The sequence below is a fragment of the Paenibacillus sp. OSY-SE genome (assembly GCF_000283315.1).
GTDB lineage: Bacteria > Bacillota > Bacilli > Paenibacillales > Paenibacillaceae > Paenibacillus_B > Paenibacillus_B profundus.
This window is the reverse complement of sequence record NZ_ALKF01000195.1, coordinates 1-19319: the sequence shown is the minus strand read 5'-3', so window position 1 is coordinate 19319 and position 19319 is coordinate 1. Positions and strand designations below refer to the sequence as shown.

General features: G+C 46.5%; 18 protein-coding genes and 1 pseudogene. 9 read left to right on the top strand and 10 right to left on the bottom strand.

Annotated elements, in window-relative coordinates:
• Positions 1–70 precede the first annotated feature (70 nt).
• The 3 genes from A372_RS0122215 to A372_RS36585 form a co-directional block, all read right to left on the bottom strand.
• The gene (locus A372_RS0122215) at positions 71–1450 is read right to left on the bottom strand and encodes an MFS transporter (RefSeq protein ID WP_019423108.1); all 1380 of its coding nucleotides are present in this window, start codon (positions 1448–1450) and stop codon (positions 71–73) included.
• A gap of 198 nt (positions 1451–1648) precedes the next feature.
• Positions 1649–2074 carry a MarR family winged helix-turn-helix transcriptional regulator gene (locus A372_RS0122210; protein WP_019423107.1) on the bottom strand — a complete coding sequence of 142 codons (426 nt, stop codon included), beginning with the start codon at positions 2072–2074 and terminating at the stop codon, positions 1649–1651.
• Positions 2075–2168: 94 nt separating this feature from the next.
• Entirely contained in the window at positions 2169–2480 is a 312-nt protein-coding gene (locus A372_RS36585; RefSeq protein ID WP_083858915.1) for a CHY zinc finger protein, read from the bottom strand.
• A gap of 230 nt (positions 2481–2710) precedes the next feature.
• Here A372_RS36585 and A372_RS34525 point away from each other — a divergent pair, with 230 nt between their 5' ends.
• The 4 genes from A372_RS34525 to A372_RS0122195 all read left to right on the top strand — a co-directional run bounded on the left by A372_RS34525 (position 2711) and on the right by A372_RS0122195 (position 7416).
• On the top strand, positions 2711–4438 hold the full coding sequence (locus A372_RS34525) for a hypothetical protein (RefSeq protein ID WP_019423106.1): 1728 nt from the start codon (positions 2711–2713) through the stop codon (positions 4436–4438).
• Positions 4435–6384, top strand: a complete 1950-nt coding sequence (locus tag A372_RS0122200; protein WP_019423105.1) for a TOMM precursor leader peptide-binding protein — start codon at positions 4435–4437, stop codon at positions 6382–6384. Before A372_RS34525 ends, A372_RS0122200 begins: the two co-directional genes overlap by 4 nt.
• A 98-nt stretch (positions 6385–6482) precedes the next feature.
• Positions 6483–6590: a YjcZ family sporulation protein gene (locus tag A372_RS38755; RefSeq protein WP_233696728.1), complete on the top strand. Its 108-nt coding sequence runs from the start codon at positions 6483–6485 to the stop codon at positions 6588–6590.
• 286 nt (positions 6591–6876) lie between these two features.
• Positions 6877–7416 (top strand): superoxide dismutase family protein, encoded by a 540-nt coding sequence (locus tag A372_RS0122195; RefSeq protein WP_019423104.1) that lies wholly within the window; start codon positions 6877–6879, stop codon positions 7414–7416.
• A gap of 42 nt (positions 7417–7458) precedes the next feature.
• On the opposite strand, the gene A372_RS38750 is transcribed toward A372_RS0122195, so the two are convergent.
• The 3 genes from A372_RS38750 to A372_RS0122180 all read right to left on the bottom strand — a co-directional run bounded on the left by A372_RS38750 (position 7459) and on the right by A372_RS0122180 (position 9991).
• On the bottom strand, positions 7459–7650 hold the full coding sequence (locus A372_RS38750; RefSeq protein ID WP_019423103.1) for a hypothetical protein: 192 nt from the start codon (positions 7648–7650) through the stop codon (positions 7459–7461).
• A gap of 212 nt (positions 7651–7862) precedes the next feature.
• A complete protein-coding gene (locus A372_RS0122185; protein ID WP_019423102.1) occupies positions 7863–9278 on the bottom strand; it encodes a sensor histidine kinase in 1416 nt (471 codons plus the stop codon).
• The gene (locus A372_RS0122180) at positions 9278–9991 is read right to left on the bottom strand and encodes a response regulator transcription factor (protein ID WP_019423101.1); all 714 of its coding nucleotides are present in this window, start codon (positions 9989–9991) and stop codon (positions 9278–9280) included. Before A372_RS0122180 ends, A372_RS0122185 begins: the two co-directional genes overlap by 1 nt.
• A 167-nt stretch (positions 9992–10158) precedes the next feature.
• Here A372_RS0122180 and A372_RS0122175 point away from each other — a divergent pair, with 167 nt between their 5' ends.
• Genes A372_RS0122175 through A372_RS0122160 form a run of 4 tightly spaced genes read left to right on the top strand, consistent with a single transcriptional unit; the run spans position 10159 to position 12935 of the window.
• Positions 10159–11076, top strand: a complete 918-nt coding sequence (locus A372_RS0122175) for an ABC transporter ATP-binding protein (RefSeq protein ID WP_019423100.1) — start codon at positions 10159–10161, stop codon at positions 11074–11076.
• Complete coding sequence (locus A372_RS0122170; RefSeq protein ID WP_019423099.1) at positions 11073–11819, top strand: ABC transporter permease; 747 nt, start codon at positions 11073–11075, stop codon at positions 11817–11819. The genes A372_RS0122175 and A372_RS0122170 overlap by 4 nt, the downstream gene beginning before the upstream one ends.
• 12 nt (positions 11820–11831) lie before the next feature.
• Positions 11832–12563, top strand: coding sequence for an ABC transporter permease (locus A372_RS0122165; RefSeq protein ID WP_019423098.1), 732 nt, complete (start codon positions 11832–11834; stop codon positions 12561–12563).
• A gap of 21 nt (positions 12564–12584) precedes the next feature.
• Positions 12585–12935: a YxeA family protein gene (locus A372_RS0122160; RefSeq protein ID WP_019423097.1), complete on the top strand. Its 351-nt coding sequence runs from the start codon at positions 12585–12587 to the stop codon at positions 12933–12935.
• Positions 12936–13250: 315 nt separating this feature from the next.
• Here A372_RS0122160 and ltrA read toward each other — a convergent pair.
• The 4 genes and pseudogenes from ltrA to A372_RS0122140 all read right to left on the bottom strand — a co-directional run bounded on the left by ltrA (position 13251) and on the right by A372_RS0122140 (position 18458).
• A pseudogene (ltrA, locus tag A372_RS34520) lies at positions 13251–14518 on the bottom strand (group II intron reverse transcriptase/maturase).
• Positions 14519–15653: 1135 nt separating this feature from the next.
• Positions 15654–16883, bottom strand: coding sequence for a cation:proton antiporter (locus A372_RS0122150; protein WP_019423095.1), 1230 nt, complete (start codon positions 16881–16883; stop codon positions 15654–15656).
• Between the two features lies 1 nt (position 16884).
• Complete coding sequence (locus tag A372_RS0122145; protein WP_019423094.1) at positions 16885–17376, bottom strand: cation:proton antiporter regulatory subunit; 492 nt, start codon at positions 17374–17376, stop codon at positions 16885–16887.
• A 185-nt stretch (positions 17377–17561) separates the two neighbouring features.
• Complete coding sequence (locus A372_RS0122140; RefSeq protein ID WP_019423093.1) at positions 17562–18458, bottom strand: LysR family transcriptional regulator; 897 nt, start codon at positions 18456–18458, stop codon at positions 17562–17564.
• Between the two features lie 148 nt (positions 18459–18606).
• Between A372_RS0122140 and A372_RS0122135 the strand changes: the two genes are divergently transcribed.
• On the top strand, positions 18607–19275 hold the full coding sequence (locus tag A372_RS0122135) for a DJ-1/PfpI family protein (protein ID WP_019423092.1): 669 nt from the start codon (positions 18607–18609) through the stop codon (positions 19273–19275).
• The last annotated feature ends 44 nt before the right edge of the window (positions 19276–19319 follow it).

The window sequence follows — 19319 nt, the reverse complement described above, 5'->3', positions numbered from 1 at the left end:
TCTCCATTTTCTTATACCGTCTACATGAAAGGCTTGTTAAGCTAGTTCGGCTGCGGCCATCCAATAATCGTTAGTTATCCTTGACTGTTATACGAAAGGAAGCAACAAAGCTTAACAGTATAAAAAGCAATTGAGCGGTTAATGCCAGCATAATACCGGTAAATATTCCCCACTCAAGCGTTTCGCTAATGGCTATGAGAGCACCGCCTACACCAATGCTTAATCCGGGGCCAAACGCATCAACGAATTGAAGATTGGCGGACACCTCTCCTTCTTGGCCTGGCTCGGCATGCTGTAGTGCAATGGCTCCCGTTGTAGGATTGGCCAACCCTATGCCGAACCCAGTGAATATTTGCGAAATGACCGCCCATACGATTCCACTGCTTGGTAACCCGATTACGGTGATGACTAACGCTACCCCGACGATCATCACACCAACACCGATAATGACCCGCTTTTTCCTGCCCTTGCCATAGTCTCGTTCATCAAGCTTGGATTGCAGCCAAGCGGCAGTGGACCAACTTAATGCTCCAGCGGCCACGATCAAGCCGGCAAGGCCTGCCGAGAAGCCTTTCACCTCGGTTAGAGCCAGGACGACGTAGCTTTCCGTTGCGACGTAGCAGGCAACATAGAACCCTCTGGACACAACGGTGGCCGGCAAGCCTTTTCGAACGAAAAAGGTCCCTGCTGGAAGCAGCTTCCTCAGCGGCTGAATCATCACAATAACTCCTGCTGCCGATAGCGCCATTCCCTTCCAATCGGATATAGAGCCTAAGCCGGTGAGCAGCACCCCCGTGCCAAGAGCTAATAATATAGCGTATATTTCTTTATGTCTGCCTTTTGCAGCTGATGTGCGTTCGGTTTTTTGTAATTTACGAAATGAAGGAAGCGTTAAGAATACAGCTAGAACAATGAAAGGGAGCACACACCAAAACACAAATCTCCACGATGCAAATTCAGCGATAAGTCCTGCCAAATAAGGACCAATTAAAGCAGGCAAAATGTAAGCGCTGGAAAAAGCGGCCAGAATTTTTGTTCGCAACGCATCAGGATAACGTAATGTAATGCTATAGTACACACAAGTTATAATGGCACCTGCACCAAATCCTTGAAACGCTCTCCCTGCAATAAGCATGTGCATGTTCACCGAAGTCGCTGCAATAATGATGCCTATAACAAAAATAAAAATGGATGCAATAAAGGATGGAGCGACACCCCGCTTGCCAATTTTCTGCCCCATAATCATCGTACCGATAATTTGAGACAACAGAAAGGCAGTAAATATCCAGCCATAAAGATGGATGCCATCTAAATTTTGCGCCAATTTGGGAGCAATCGTCGTAATGGCCAGCCCTTCAAATGCCACGGTTGTAACGACCAAAATAATACCGATTGTCAACGCCCGGTATGGAGCGTCAAAAATCCCAACCTTTTTCGAATTCGTTATCATCGCGCACCTCCATACTTGTCACAACCGTAATTGCTATAGCAAGTATTATGATAAAAAAATGTATGTTCCTTGTTTCCAATCCCTCCTTCGTTCCAACTATAATACGGAAACTGCCTCCTTTATATTTATTTGCTATGATGATAATAGTCATGGCAACTATATGTCCATAAAATGAAGGATCCCGGCAAGCAAATCGAGCTAAAGATCCTTTACATTGTTATACATGATGGAAAGCGTCCTTCTGAAAGCTTCAACTTCCTCTTCGGTTAATCCTTCAATCGTTTTCTTATAGGCTTCAATCGATGGGGCCAGAATTTCGTCCTCGATTTCTCTTCCTTTGGAAGTCAAATATACACGCAAGGATCTTCTATCCGTCTCATGAATGACACGGTGGATAAAGCCCTTTTTCTCCAGCTTGAACAGCATCCGCGCAATATTCGTTTGATCCTTATACAGTCTTTCCGCAAGCTCTTTTTGCGTAATGCCCTCCTGCTCCCACAGAACCACAAGAATTTCCCATTGATCAACGGTAATATCGAAGGGGTTCACTACTTTTTGATAATAATTGTTCAGTTTTAAATCAGCCCGGTGCACCATGACGCCGATATACTTTTCTAATTCCAAGGTTAGCCTCCATTTTAGTAAACAAGACGATAGTTGCTATGACCATTATAATTGCGCCCTTTTATGATGTCAATACGACGACCTATAATCGCAGCTATTCAAAATATAGGTGATTATGGTTCGAGCATCCTGGATTAAACTGAAAATGACATAATGGACATCTATAATGACAGTTTAAATATTCTTTGATGGTTAATTTCGTATAACAATTTCCGCAAAGGATAGCCTTTGTATCCCACTCCGCTTTTGGCCATACCTTTGATTTGTGATCAGCCGCTTCCTCATGACAGAAATAACATCCATAATACGTGTCGCAGCACTTAAACTTTATAGCTACGACATCGATTTCTTTATGATAATGTTTACATCTTCCCTGTTCATCTATAGCTCCTGCAACATGAATCATATAATTACCTCACATTTCTAGGTCATGGTAAAATCCGCCGAAATCCGCCCTTCTATATGAATAATATCACAAAGAGAGCAATATTTTCACACGCTGTGCATCAGATTAAGGCAATACACATAGGTTGTGTGTCATCCTGGTTATGGTTTTTTACGGAACAAAAGCGGATTTAGCGTCATAACCTGAAAGTATATTTTTTAAGCCAATTACATTTTAAAGGAGTAGTAGCTGTGGAACAAAACTCCTTTGGTCAAGGATTGAGCGAAGACACCTCCTCTCCATTATCACAAAATGTTCTCAGAAAATACGCTGCACAGCTCCAATTTTTAAATAGCTTCGGCAAGCCGGGCGCTCCCCTATTTAAGTCCTACCGTCAATCCAAAGTGTTGGCCATCGGCTCCGGTCCCTTCTTGCTCTCGCTCGCAACGGCGTTGTTCGATTCTGGCTTGTCCAGATTCCATGTATTGGTCACGGACGCGGCGGCGACCGATCAGCAGCGTTTAATAAAGTTGCAAGACCGCGCCAGCCGATTAGATTCTGGAGCATCGATAGATGAGATGAGCTTGCCTAAAGAGGGGAAAAGCTATTGGCGGGAAGCCATCTGTCCGTTTGATTCGATTTTATATGTGTCGCAGAAAGGCGATATCGAGGAGCTCCGGGCTATCCATGCGGCTTGCAGGGAGGAGAAGAAAACCCTGCTCCCTGCCCTATGCATTGGACGGAAGGGGCTGGCAGGTCCATTGATCCATCCGGACTCCGAAGGTTGTTGGGAGTCTGCGTGGCGGCGTATACATCGGTCTGCGTTAGGCTATGACAGTCATCCTCAGCCTGGATTCTCCCCCACTGCCGGTGCGCTGCTGGCAAATGTGATCGTCTTTGAATGGTTCAAGAAGGTTACGGGAGTAACTGAATTAGAAAGGAAGCATCCATTCTATCTGCTTGATCTGGAAACATGGGAAGGATCCTGGCATTCTTATTTCCCCCATCCGATCGTGACCGGACGCGCTGCGGCCAAATGGGTTCAACATTGCGAGCCCAGGCTGAGGCAGACTTCGGGCGGAAGCGAGCCGGATGAATGGTTCCCCTACTTCAAGCGTCTGACATCAGCGAGCTCAGGCATTTTCCATATCTGGGAAGAAGGCGACTTGAAGCAGCTCCCGCTCGCGCAGTGCCGCGTGCAGCCCGCCGATCCGGCAACTCATGGACCGGCCGAGCTGCTGCCAGATATCGTCTGTTCCGGAATCACGCACGAAGAGGCCCGGCGGGAAGCTGCTCTAGCTGGAATAGAAGCTTATGTGGCACGAATGGCTGGTTCGCTTATTACGGCGCTTCCCCCGCCTCACGGAATAGAGTGGAATGAAATAGAAGCGAAGGAATACATCGGCGTCGGAGCAGGAGAAACGTTCGCGGAAGGCGTCTGTCGCGGATTGCAAAAGTGTCTGGACGATGAACTAGGCAAGCGGCAAGCTCAGTGTATCCTTTCCATCGTACCAGTGCATTTACATGAGGTGGAAGATGAACGTTGCCTTTTTTATTTGCAGGCTCTGACCACGCTGCAGGGAATGCCAGCGATCGGCTTGGAAGAGAATATATGCGGCTTCCCTGCCGTATGGGTTCATGCAAATGATCGTTGGCATGGAAGCACAGGCTTGAATACGACAGCGGCGCTGCGGCGGGCTTTGCAGCAAGCACTGCAGCTGGCGCAAAATGAAGTGATTGATCAGGCGGCGAACAGCTTGAACGCCCCTCTCATTATGGAAGCAGACAGGATTCCGCTTCATCTAGCCGTCCCTGCCAGTTCATGCGCATCACATGTCGAAGTTCTAGGGTCCGCCCTGCAAATACTGGAACGGAACCGCAAGCGGCTTATCGTGTTCGATTTGGAACTGGAACCTTTTGTAACAGGAGCTCCAATAGAAGTGTTCGGCGTGCTGATGCACGAGGAGGTATCGCCATGAATCCCGTCGTAGCAGTTGTAGGCAAGGGCATGTTGGCGGAGCTTGCATGTGAAGAACTATTAGAAATGCATACGATTGTCTGTCTATCTGATGTCGGAGCAAATGTTCCGAAGTCAGTCGAATTGATTCTGATTCTTGACGACGACTCAGACTCCTCCATCTTTCTTGAAGCCGAAGGAGCGCTCCAGCAGGGGGACATCCCATGGCTATGCGCGTTTGTGTCATTCGACGAGGGTGTAGTGGGACCTTGCGTTCGCCCGAGTACGCCGGGCTGTTCCCAATGCGCTGATCACCGCCGCCTCTTGGCGGGACGTGACTCCGAGGAGAGACTAGAGCAGCTTTTGAACAATCTGCTGACGCCTGGAGAAAGAGCCCCTAACCCTTATGCGTCAATAACAGGACTTCGTCAAATGGCTCTTCTGATCGCGGCAGAGGCGCAGAGAATTCTTCAGGGCAGCAGGGCACATACGGAAGAACGAATATATTTGATCAATCTGATAACTTTAGCGACCTCTCTTCACACTTTTCTGCCGAACCCGTTATGTCCCGTGTGCGGACAGTTGCCCGACGACTCGCTAGAAGCCGCCCGAATTTCGCTGCATCCGCGTCCCAAAATAAGCTGTGAGAACTACCGTTCCCGTCCGCTCGACGAGCTGAAAGAAGTTTTAATTCAGGATTATGTGGATGGCCGGACTGGACTTTTTAATGATAAAAAGCACGACCTTTTGTCACCGTTTGCAGGCTCAGTCGTGAATTTGCCATTGTTCTTCACAGGAGACGAGGTCACAGGAGGCCGTGCCCATTCGTATGCGGAGAGCGAGCTGACTGCAATTTTGGAGGGCTTGGAGCGGAGCTGCGGTCTGGCTCCCCGCGGGAAACGAACCGTGATTCGAGACAGCTTCCGCAATCTTGCGAGTCAGGCGCTCGATCCGGTCAAGGCAGGAGTTTACTCGCAGAAGCAATATGGACAACAGGATTTCCCGTTTGAACCGTTCGATCCCGACCAACCAATCGACTGGGTGTGGGGCTATTCGTTCTTGCAGGAACGTCCAATCCTTGTTCCGGAGCTGCTCGGCTACTACAGCTTGGGCGATCAAGGCGGTTTTGTCTACGAAACCTCTAACGGGTGCGCGCTGGGCGGAAGTTTGGAGGAGGCGATATTCTATGGCATCTTGGAAGTGGTGGAACGCGATTCATTCCTGATGACCTGGTATGCGAAGCTCCCTGTCCCCCGCCTCGATCCTGCTTCAGCTAATGATCGGGAGCTAAGGCTTATGATCGAACGGCTGCAGGCCGTAACCGGATATGAGTTGCACTTGTTCAACACGACTATGGAGAATGGAATTCCGAGCATATGGGCGTTGGCGAAGAGCACAAAATTTGAAGAAATGAACCTTATCTGCGCGGCAGGAGCCCATTTGGATCCGATACGGGCCGCAAAAAGCGCGATTCATGAATTAGCAGGCATGATGTTGCCGCTGAAGAAGACTTTCAGGGAACGCCACGAAGAGTGCGTTCAAATGTTCTACGATCCATCCTTGGTACAGCAAATGGGGGATCATTCCCTGCTATACGGTTTACCACAAGCAGAGGAACGTTTGCATTTTTTGTTGGACGAACGTCGTCCATTGCGATCGTTTGATGAGGAATATAAGCGGAAGCCGGGACATCGGGATCTGACCGATGATGTTAATGAGATGCTCCAAGCATTCCGCAGGCTGAGCCTCGATGTGATTGTGGTAGATCAGACGTCGTTAGAAACGCTGCGCAACGGGCTGCATTGCGTAAAAGTGCTCATTCCGGGAATGATCCCGATGTCGTTCGGGCATCACCTTTCCCGCTTGACAGGGCTGGAGAGAGTTCTTAATGTGCCAGTTGAACTTGGGTATGCGAAGCTACCACTGACGCTTGCACAACTCAATCCGCACCCGCATCCTTTTCCATAGTCAAAAATATATATGTGCTTGCCTAATGGCACTTATCTATACGCATATCCATCATCCGCCATACAATACACCATCTGTAATATAAGGAGGAATAGAAAATGGGTTTCGCTCCATCCTGTGGTTCTTGTGCCGGACTCTTCACGTCTACTGGTGTAATCCTGGTGCTCTTTATTTTATTGGTCATTATAAGCCGTTCATTCATCTAATTACTGAAAATCAGTTCCACTTGGTGCACACCCTTTTAGGAAATTCAGCAGAGGCCATTGTCCGGTATCCACACCGGGCAACGGTCTCATTTTATAATAGTCCTCCGTGTTCCTGTTATTCAATCTTATCCCTACATATAAGGGGCTTCCAGCAATCGCGTCGTCCCATGTACAAAACCGAATGACTAATGGTGAGCTTTTATATAGAAATGTGCTAGCTATCGTTTTTTTTGTATAAAAATGGAGCACACTAATACAGAAATATGCAAACATCAAGGAGGACAAGATGAACAAACTTGCTATTACATGCTTGTTGGCAAGCGGCCTTATATTAAGCGCCTGCGGCACCAACGAAGCCTTTGCTGAAGAGAAAACTCCTGACGTGACGGTCAATATCATCAACAGCAAGGGCGCTGATATCGGAACGGCTCGACTCAGTCAAATCGGCGATAAAGTACAGATTCTTATCGAGGCGCACAACCTGCCCCCGGGAATACATGGCACTCACTTTCACGCTGTCGGCCGATGCGATACACCAGATTTCAAAACGGCAGAAGCGCATTTGAATCCGAAACACAAGCAGCATGGCTTTGAAAATCCTAAAGGGTTCCACGCTGGAGATTTGCCGAACATTGAAGTCGGTGCTGACGGCAAAGTGCGGGCAAATATTACAACCACGACGGTAACTCTAGAAAAAGGCAAGCCCAATTCGCTACTAAGACCCGGCGGAACATCATTGATCATTCATGACAAAGCCGATGATTATATCACGGATCCTACAGGCAACTCCGGAGATCGCATTGCTTGCGGTGCAATCAAAGAGTGAGCTGTACGCTGTCACACGTAATCCGAGCAGGCGCATACTAATTTATGCGCCTCTCACCAATCCCTGACTACAATTGATTGTTTTTTCAACAAATTCGATATCACTATTCATATCTATGTTTGGGAATTCGCTTTGCAATATTATTAATTCATTTAAATACTGTTGGCTTGAAAATATGTATGCCAAGTCATCATATATTTCCCTTAACCAGTTTATGATTTCATATTTCATCATTTATCAATCCCTTTAGTGTGCCGAGAAAATAAAGTATTAGACTGCCGCTGTTTTATTTAACTAACGTTCTCCGTTAGTTCAACTACCTACGGATTTCTGCAATACAGAAATACTTTCCTTGAGGAAGATCGTTTGTATTAAGTTCAAAGCGCACCTCACGTGTTTGGAATGATATCTAAATTAGTTTAAAGATTAACCATAACCATATGTAATCAAATGTTCTCATTGTCTAATTTTTCGTTTTGTGACTGCACAGGGAATTCCATAACCGCTGTTAGACCTCTTTGGTCCACACCACTTGCAAGAACGAGACGACCGTGATGCGCCTTCGCAATCCTTGCCACCATCGGAAGCCCCAGGCCTTGACCTTGCTCGATAGGGCGCTTTCTCCTTGTTGAAAAGTACAATTCGGTAATCTCCGCCAATTGCTCCTGTGGGATTCCCCGTCCATTGTCCCTTACGATAAAGAGATACTGGGAGCGGTCCTTGGATAGAGAGGCTTCTATTATGATTTTGCATCCCTGCGAGTTATGACGCACACTGTTCTGGACAAGATTACTGATTGCACGTAGCAGTAATTTCTCATCCCCATGGATCTGAACCGCTTCATCGGCCAGTTTCAATTCAATATCATATCGGTCATCCAATCCGTTATTTAAAAATTCCGTGACAACCTGTCTAGCTAAAACCGATAACCGGATGTGCTTCAAATGCAAAGGCTGCATTTCATACTCGAGCATGGAGACCAGATTCAGGTCACTTACAAGTGAGCGTAACTTCTCGCCTTGGCGCCGGATAATACCGGCCTGATGCCTCTGCTCCTCTGGCAAGTCCGAATGATCCTCCATTTCACTTGCATAACCGAGAACGAGCGAGAGAGGCGTCCGAATATCATGAGAAATCCCGGCAATCCAGTTGGAGCGTGCTTCATCCCGATCTTGCAGCGCGGCTGTCTTTCTCTGAAGTATAGCTGACGCGGAATTAATGCTCTGGGCTAAATCACCGAATATACCTTTGGCGTCCAACTGAATCGCTTGCTCCCTGGCTAGGTTGTGAACTCCGTCCACCAGAGGGCGTATCTTTCTTATGAGACGCGTGCCAATGACAATAGATATCAGCAGAGCCAACGCTAAATTACAAAGTAGCAGTAGTACAATCCGCAGAGGCAACGAGCTTATCCAATCTGGAAGAAAATCCAATTGATACTTCCAGTGGCTTTCCTTGGGATACCCTACCACCATCAGGCCATCCGTATGTTCTGACGTATAAACCGGATAATCCATAAGGTAATACCGCGAGAACTTGGCTACATCGACTAGATTGTAGGATTTAGGAACATCATTAGGTAGATGGTAGTCCCATCTCACATGACCTTTATCACCGAGAAGCATGGCCCAGGCATGATTCTGCTTCAGAAGCTCGGTAGCCTGCTCGTCCAGTTGAAAGCTGTCGTCCTGCTTCTCCAAGCCTTGGGCCACTTGCTTAATCATGCCTTCTGGGGACGGGTGCTTGTAGTTTTCTGTGAACACCAGCGTGCCCAGTAGTACGAAATTAAAAATAAGCAGAAATATCGAGATAAAGATGGTCGTGGCGACAAACCGGCGTAATATGCGAATAATTCCCTCCACTAACGTATCTCCTTCACCAGCAACTTATATCCCAGTCCCCTGACGGTGAGAAGATGGATCGGTTTGGAGGGATCGAGCTCGATTTTTTCTCGTACCCGCCTGATATGGACCATCAATGTATTTTCGTAACCATAGCTGTCGTCTCCCCAAACAGCCTGGCATAAGGCATCACTTGTGACAATTCGATTCTGGTTTTCGTACAACTTTACAAGAATCGCATGTTCCTTTGCCGTCAATGGCAGCTCTTTCTGATTCCTGTGCACAACAGCGCTATCCAGATCAATGCTCTGTTCTCCCAATCGAAAAGCAAACAAACGCTCCACCATGGGAGAGGAGTAGACCCGCTTCAGTATTGCCATAAGCCGTAATACCAGCTCCCGCGGTAGGAACGGTTTCACAATGTAATCATCTGCCCCCAAACCTAGTCCAAGCAATCGGTCTTCATCCTCACCCCGTGCGGAGAGAAAAAGAATCGGAGTTTCCGAGAACTGTCTAATGGAAGACAGAAGCGAGAATCCGTCGCCATCAGGCAGCATGACATCGAGAATCGCGAAATCCGGCTTGCCTGTGCGGCAGATCGACAGAGCTGAAGCACAGTCGGCTGCTGTGTAAATGCGGAAAAAGCCCTCTTTTCTTAAAAATCTTTCTATCATAGTTCTGATTTCCGGTTCATCATCTACAATTAATATTTTTTTGTCTTTTAAATTCTCCATGCTGCACCACCCTGAATTTATTATACATGAACAAGGGGATAAACCATGTTTTTCAGATTCTATTTAAGGTTGGCGTAAGGTCTTCTAAAGATTAAGGAAAGGTGGATTCCTTACTGTTGAAACAGAGGGGAAATATTTAAAATGACTTGAATGGAGCTGACTTTCTTATGAGTGCATTAGCTATTGTGCAAACGCAAAATCTGTCCAAAACGTACGGGGCAATTAACAGTGTGAATAAGGTTGATTTACATGTGCAGGAGGGAGAAATCTATGGGTTTCTGGGTCCAAACGGAGCGGGGAAAACAACTACGCTAAAAATGCTGCTCGGACTCATCAAGCCTACTGAAGGGACAATCCAAATTTTCGGGGAAAGCCTGAGCAAACATCGGCCATCCATTCTGCAACGTACTGGATCACTGATTGAATCTCCCTCTTACTACGGACATTTGACAGGGCTTGAGAATATGAAGGTCATGCAGCGCCTGCGGAACGTGCCAGATAAAAACGTACATGAGGCGCTTCGTATTGTACGGCTGGAAAATCAGAAAAACAAAAAAACTGAACAATATTCGCTAGGAATGAAGCAACGGCTGGGAATCGCAATGGCCCTGCTAGCCTTCCCCAAGCTGTTGATCCTCGATGAACCGACGAACGGACTTGATCCCGCAGGCATTGGTGAAATTCGGGAGCTCATCAAATCATTACCCGAACGCTATGGAATAACGATATTGCTCTCCAGCCACCTTCTCTCGGAGATCGAACAGATCGCTACCTCAGTAGGCATTATCAGCGAAGGGAATCTGTTGTACCAGGGCAGTATGGCAAGCCTGCGGCAAAAAAATAGAAACGCCATTTTTATGAAAACAGGGGACAATGCCAAAGCGGAGCAGTTACTATTCACTAAAGGATACAGTCCAACACAAAGTGGCAGCCGGCTTGAGCTTAGCAATCTTCAGGATACGGAAGTGGCGGAAATGAACAGATTGCTTGTTGAGCATCAAATCGCTGTCACTCGGATCGAGGAGCAGAAGAAAAGTCTGGAGGATATTTTCCTGGAATTGACAGGAAGGGAGCGGAGCTTGTGATCAAAATATTAGGACTGGAATATTTCAAAATCCGCCGCAAAAAAATATGGATCATGATTATCTTATTTCTTGTCGTAGAGATGCTATGGGCTTTTATGTCCATTAGCCGGTCCATTGCGAGCAATCCGGATCACGCCGTTTGGGAATCTATTATTTTTAGTATATCCTCCATGAATGGCTTTTTTATGCCGATTATTTCGGCCGTTGTTGTCTCACGTATTTGCGATATGGAGCATAAGGGAACGACCTGGAAAATGCTTGTTGCTACCAATGTGGGGCGCGGGCATCTCTACGCAGCGAAGTATATTTGCATCAATAGTCTGCTTCTGTATGGCATCTTTGTACAGGCCTTATTCATCATCGTGTTCGGAGTCATAAAGGATTTTCCCGGTACGCTTCCTATCGATTTACTGATTCGGTTCATTGGGGGTACTCTACTGACGACTCTCGCTGTCACAGCACTTCAACAATGGATTTCTTTTGCTATTAAAAATCAGGCCTTTGCGCTGTGCTTGGGCATGCTGGGCGGCTTCATCGGAATGACCGCCGGATTATTTCCGGCTGCTTTTAGACATATTTTTATTTGGTCTTACTATTTGGATCTCAGCCCGGTTACTTATCTATACGCTGCGAACACCTATACGGTACAGCCAGAAAGTTTTGGAATTGTACTGGGTGCGTTGATTATGACCGTCCTGTTCTATATCGCCGGGAACATCCATGTAAGCCGGCAGGAAATCTGAGGAGGGAAGTTAATGAAACGAAGTATTTCTGCTGAATGGCTCAAACTGCGTCATTCCCGGATTGGTCTTGTAATCGCTGTACTTCCAATTATAAGTCTGTTGATTGGATGTGCGAATTATTATTTTAACCAGGGTGCCCTGCAAAATGGTTGGTACAGCCTGTGGACCCAGGTCAGCCTATTTTACGGTGTGTTTTTCCTGCCTATTCTGATTGCCATCTGTTGTTCCTATATATGTAGACTAGAGCATTTAAACCGAAATTGGAATATGGTTATGACCTCTCCTGTATCAGTTGCCAGTGTATTTCTTGCCAAATTGATTGTCGTTAGCATTTTAATCTTGTTCGCGCAAGCGCTGTTCATGGGACTCTACTGGCTTGCAGGTACCTTGTTCTCCTTACCTGGGCCTTTCCCTGTAGAGACTATAGGTTGGACGATACGCGGATGGTATGCTTGTATGTCCATTAGCGCTCTTCAATTGGGACTTTCGCTGCGGATCCGCAGCTTTGCTACGCCTATCGGCATTAGTCTGTGCGCGGTCTTTATCGGTCTGGGCATGTATATTGCCAAGTTGGGAATGTTTTTCCCGTTCTCATTGCTCAATATTGGCATGCGTGTGATGAGTCAGGATAAGTTGACTGACATGCAGAACTTTCTGTTTTGGATGATCAATTTGGCTTTCATCATTATTTTTGCGTCGATGTCTATTCGCCGGTTGAAGAACAACGATATTGTCTCATCCTGATTGCGTTAGGAGGAATTTATCATGAAAAAAATATTGCTTGTGCTGGGGCTCATACTCGTGGTTGGGGCATGCCTATTGATGTTCTTCTTCAACTCGGAGAAGCTGACGCCTGAAAATTCTGCGGGAAAAACGATCTATTATACGATGATAACCGGCCTCGGTGTTCAAGATGAGAACGGGCGTTACAACTATGAGCTGACTTCATATAACGAGAAAGGAAAGGAGAAGAAGCTTGGTTTTTCGGCCGGAAAGCAATTGAGAGAAGGCGCTTATGTTCAGCTATATAACACGTTGATTCGGGGCGTCACGTACTGGGAAGAGGTTACCTTCGAGGAGCTACCAGAGGCGGTTCAGCAGCAGTATCAAAAATAATACGAATTTGAAGGAAGAAATCGGACCGTAGATCCGACTTCTGCGAGCTTGTCGAGAAAGTGGTTCATTCTGAGAATAGATGTTACAGGGAGTCGGTTACCTACTTCCTGTCACTGTTGTCTGCGGTGTGTCAGAACTATATATCCTCTCTAACATGTTCAACTTCCTTTATCCATCCAATTATTTGATAGAAACTTGCCCGATCTTGACCTGTTTTGGTGCTACACAATCCTGCCCGTAGCTTAATCGAGTAGGAGGGGGTGCCTAACCCCCGTCCTCTCACACCACCGTACGTACCGTTCGGTATACGGCGGTTCATGTTATATTCCGCAGAAGATTATATCTATACATTAGACTTCTCAGCCCTTGCTTTAACCAGTATTCGTTACTCAATGTACGACTGAGAATTGGACTGTACGCACTACGCCAATATTTCTTCCGCGTATTCCCCCATTCCCATGCTTTCCCTTTCGGAATACCTAATGCTATCAGGTTCCTAACCCTAGTCCTTGGCAGTTTCCACTGTTTCCAGATGCACATTCGCAATCTTCTACGTATCCATGAATCGAGTGCACTAAAGATAGATGGTGTATCAGCTAACGCGTAGTATCCGCACCACCCCGTCAGATACTGATTCAGTTCTCTTATCCGCTCTTTCATTGAGATTGGACTTTTCCGCGCGGTGAGTTCCTTTATCTTTGCTTTTACTCGCTGCAAAGATGTCTGGGATATCCTTACCTTCGGGTTTGCTTTATCCGCACTAAAACTGAATCCGAGAAACTTTCGTTTCCATGGACGGTCTACCGCACTTTTCGCTTGGTTCACCTTTAGCTTTAGCTTCTTCTCAATGAACTGCGTTATCGAATGCTTTACTCGGTTTCCTGCCTTCCATGTCTTTACGTAGATATTACAATCATCTGTGTACCTCACAAATTTTAAGCTTCTCTGTTCCAATTCCTTGTCCAACTCGTCTAGTACAATATTGGACAGTAGCGGACTCAGCGGGCCTCCTTGCGGGGTTCCTTCTCGACTCGATTGCACGAGTCCATCTTGGAGTATCCCCGATTGTAGGTACTTTCGAATTAGCTTTAACAGCATCTTATCCGTTATTCGCTCTGCCAGTCTCGCCATCAGTCGGTCATGGTGAACCAGGTCAAAGAATTTCTCTAGATCAATGTCTACCACGATCCGATATCCTTCTTGCATGAATTGTTTCGCCTTCCTTACTGCGTCATGCCCTCGCCTTTGTGGACGAAATCCATAACTATGTTCGGAAAACGTAGGGTCGAATCGAATACAGGAGTCAATACCTGCATAATCGCTTGTTGTATAAATCGGTCTGTCACGGTTGGTATACCTAATAACCGAGTTCCGCCGTTCGGCTTCGGGATTTCGACCCGACGGACTGGACTTGGCTCATAGGTTCCCTATTTCAAGCTTTGACGAATGGTTCGCCAATTTTGTAGAATGTGGACTCGTAACTCTTTTACGGTCATTCCATCTACGCCATGGCTCCCTTTGTTCGCCTCAACGCGTTTTAGCGCTGTCAGCAAGTTCTCCCGTGACAATAGTAGTTCTATCATTCGTCCTTGCGTGAATTGTTCTTCTGTTCATGCCGCTGTAAGCTCAGCCCTTCTGAATACCCTCACGTATTCACCGCTACTTTCTCCAAATAGGCCTCCCAAAAAAACAGGAGATTGTCTGCCTTTATCGCTTACATTCGAAATCCAAGTCGTTCAATTCCTATAACATGTTCGGCCCTTCCGACCGTTGTCGTCACAACTGTCGTACTATGACCTCTGCTGACTTCTGTATGTTCAGTCTGCTTTCACAAGCAGATTTACAGAGTTACTCTGCGTTCATACAGATCTCCCCAGGTAAGAGCGCTATCTTCCTCTCCATCTCTCTGCTTCATTTACTCTCGCATGCCTTTGGCAGTAAGGACTTTGGTTTGTTATGCAACCTCATCCAACATACGCTAGCCTTATATGAAGTTCGTGTTCCTCAGACCGGAGATTTGCTGCCGACTTCCTTCAGATTCGACCTCGCGGTCGACACCCTTGTCTTAAGCTACGGCTATTACTGCCTTCACCGTTCGGGACTTGAACCCTAGAGATAGCGCCCATGCTGGGCGCAAATAAAAAAGGACAGATACTTTAAAAGGTATTCCGTCCTTTGTGCAATCTGCTCATAGTTTGCCTGTATTTATCCTTTGCTATAACGTTTACAATAACAATATCACCATTTTTCCTTAAATTACCAGATATAAGCGTAGTAACGGTCAGAACCTTACCATGAGCACCCGCGCAGACGATAGCGAGTCGCCATGGTCGCTCCTTGTAGAGAGATTCCATCTCCTTGGTCGCATGGAGTGTAGCTGCCCAGTTCGAGCAATCGACTGTTCCTACAATAACCTGTCATCTGTATCGGCGTTCCAAAACCTCCTTGTACTGTTCAGCCTTGGCTCCGCAGAGAAGGATAGGCATGTCCATAAACATCTTAAAACGTCCTGAAACGGGCAATGTAGTTATTCTTGAATCATAAAACGTTTCTTAGGTACTACTCCGTAGTAGCGCAAACACATATCGGACAGCGGCCTGAAGTACCAGTGATCGGTATAAAAGCCAGATACGCAACAGCACTCCTAGGTACATGGCTGAACAATTGACGCATGTAATGGGGCAGGCCGGACTGCTTGCACACCTTCCTTCCGTTCTGTCAAGTTTCATTTGGATTATTCTTCTGGACGGCCATCTTTCCTCGATCAAGCCTTAGCAGCTTGTTGGCGTATTTGTATATCGTCTTGGACTCTTTGGTGAGCAGTGGACCCAAGATGGCCAGAATCAAGACATACAACGCCGCAAACGGCTGAATGATCTGAAGCAGACCGCCGGCAAGCCCGATATTTGCCATGATGATAGAGAACTCTCCGCGCGATACAATGGTCAGGCCGATGTTGGTGGATGCTTTGGGGGACAGTCCAGCGTACCTGCCTGCAAGCAGTCCGGCGGAATAATTTCCGAACAGGGTAATAAGAACGGCACCCAAGGCAAGCCAGACGGCGCCTCCGAGTGTAAACGGATCGATTGTGAGGCCAAAACTGAAGAAAAATAAGGCGCCAAAGAAATCCCGGAACGGTATTATAAAGTGCTCGATCCGTTTTAGGTGTTCCGTTTCCGCAAGCACCAGACCAACAAGCAGCGCTCCGATTGCCTCTGCGACATGAATCGTCTCCGAGAATCCCGCTGTGACGAACAGAAAGCCGAAAATGACAAGCAGAAACAACTCATTGGAGCGCATATTCAACACCCGGTTAAGGAGTGGAACCGCCTTTCGGCCGATAATGAGAAAGGCGAGCATAAAACCGAGCGCGTATAGGGCAGATAGCAGGACGCCGCCAAGCGAAGTGGAGCCGCTTAGTACAAGGCCGGACAGAATGGAAATGTATACGGCAAGGAAGACATCTTCGAACATAATGATCCCGAGGATCATCTCCGTCTCCGGATTGGCCGTTCGTTTCAAGTCAACCAGAACCTTGGCCACAATGGCACTGGATGAGATCGTTGTGATGCCGGCCATGACAAGCGTTTCCTCGATTGGGAATCCCAGGGCCAAAGGATAAATAACGCCAAGGGTAAAATTGATGACAATGTAAATTGTGCCGCCGACGGCGATCGAACGTCCGGATTTGATCAGTCTCCCGATGGAAAATTCTAGTCCCAGATAGAACAGCAAGAACAGGACACCCAGTCGACCAAGAAATTCGATGAACGGCGCGCTCTCGATAAAACGGAAATCAAATACACCGATCTTGGGCGCATGCGGTCCGACTGCCATGCCGATCAAGATGTAGAAAGGGATTACGGAAAATCTAAGCTTGGTTGAAAAAATGCCTACAACGGCTATGAGCAGAACCGCAAGTCCGATTTCGAGAACGAGATGATCCATACTACTCCCCCCCGGTTAAGAGCAATCTTTTCAATGCACTGATGTGGGGGCGTTCCCCGGCTACGACTAGGATGGAATCTGGTTTAAGCACATAATCGGGTCCCGGATTGATGCTTTTACTATCTTTTTCAACCACGGCAATGATCGTGGTTTCCGTGCTCTGCCGAACATCCAATTCACCAATGGTCCTGCCGATGCACTTCGCAGCTGGATTTATTTTGTACCATTCAATCGTAAGGTCTTCCAATACGACTTCGGCGGTCTCCAGTGCCTTAGGTTTATAGGTCATGCCGCCGACAATGGCCGCGATTTGACGTGACTCGTCGTCATCCAGCGTTACCATTGAGATGCTGTCGTCCGAGTCTTCATATTCGAAGTGATACATCTCTCTTCGACCGTCGTCATGCACGATGATGACGAGCTTGTCTCCTCCACGTGTCGTAACCTGATATTTGTGGCCGATACCCGGCAAGTCAATTTCTCTAATATTCATGGATGTATTCTCCCTTAAACCGTAAATAGGCATGCGACAATAGCCAGTAATGTGTTTGACAAAGTTTTACCAGATTATTGGCTGCTTATACACAGAGAGCATGAAATTAGTTGAACGGGATAAGCAACAAGCGTCTCAGACAAGGCGTTCAATTAGCAGAATCGTTAATACGGCCACGATTATGCTTACATTGGCGGAGTTAATCTCTTTATCAATTCCGATTTAAACAATTTTGCAGGATAACTTAATTCTCTATTTTTATGAATAATTAACCCATGCATGGAATAGCTATCCGGACTGATGGGGAGCACTTTAAAATGGCCTTCGTCGAGTTCTTTTTTCACACCGATTTCTGGGACCAGCGCAAAACCAATTCCACATGTAACGGATTCCTTAATCATTTCAAGACTCGGAAGTTCAAGCGCATCCTTCACATAAATCCCTGCCTCCTGCAACACTTTGCTGGCATGTGTATGGTACAAGCAAATGGTTCCGAAGCTGATCATTACTTCTCTGCTTAATCGATTCAGACCTTCAGTCTCTATTTCCTTCATCAAGGCATTTGATGCGATAAATATTAACTTTTCTTCAACCAATGGATAAAATAAAATGTCATTACGCTGCGGATCACGCGGCACGATTCCAAAATCTATCGCATGTTCAAGCACTTGATTTAATATATCTTGATGGAAGCCTGATTCAACCCGCAATTTCACTTCTGGGTATTCCGCAACAAAATGCTTCATAATTGAAGAGATTCGTGTCAAAAAGAAGGATTCTTGCATACGAAGGTAAACCGTGCCTCGGGGCTGTTCTATCTCATTCATAGCTTCTTCGATAGAAGCCCCCAAATGAACAAATTGATATGCAAATTTCACGAGTTTTTCACCAGCATCTGTAGGTTTTACCCCACGAGACAATCGATGGAACAATTTCTGCTTGCACGCTTGCTCCAAAAACTGGATATGCGTTGTCACTGTGGATTGAACATACCCCAGTTTATCCGCGGCCCGGCTAAAACTTTTCTCTTCCATCACTGCAATAAAGGTTTTGAAGAATCTTCCTTCCAATAACTCAATCACAAGAACTTCCCCCTCCTGATATCATGAAATGAAATGGATCATATCGCTTTATATCATAACTACGATATCTGATACCATGCTATCATAATTTATGTAATAACGTAAGAAATAGATTCGAAAATTCGATATCAAAGCAGGAGGAATTTTTATGAGTAAAAAGCAAGGTTTTAGAGTGGGTATCTATATTTTCAAAGATGCTGAAATCATTGATTATGCAGCGCCTCACGGAGTATTCTCTGTCGCACGGAGGTTGGATCCTGAACTGGATGCATTTCTTGTCGCTGATTCTTTAAGACCAGTCCAGACACAAGCTGGGTTCACTGTGCATCCCAATTACAGCTTCAATGAAATGCCGGATATGGATGCATTTCTGATTCCTGGAGGTTTCGGAACTCGCCAGGAAACATATAATAAACGATTGCATCAGTTTATCGTATCTCTGCCGAAAACAACTTTACTAACCAGCGTTTGCACGGGATCTTGGATATATGGACAAATGGGGCTTTTGGATGGTCTTCCCGCTACTAGCAGGAAAGAACCGGATCGGCTGGAAGCATCCAATATGGGCAAGGTGCCGATAGATCGCCTTGCCGAAATCGCACCCGCTTGTACGATCAGCAGAGCCCGAATTGTTGATACCGGCAGAATGATTACTGGAGCCGGTATCGCATCCGGCATGGAAATGGGATTCCATTTATTGAGACGTGCCGGTTATGATGACACCTTCATCGCGGATGTAGCTAGGGTGATGGAGTATTCAGCAGCGTACAACATATACAAAGATGATATAGAGTATTTCACTCAAGTTGGAAAATAAAAGAGACAAGAGCCGTCCGAGATGTGAAGTGCTCCCTGTCAAGT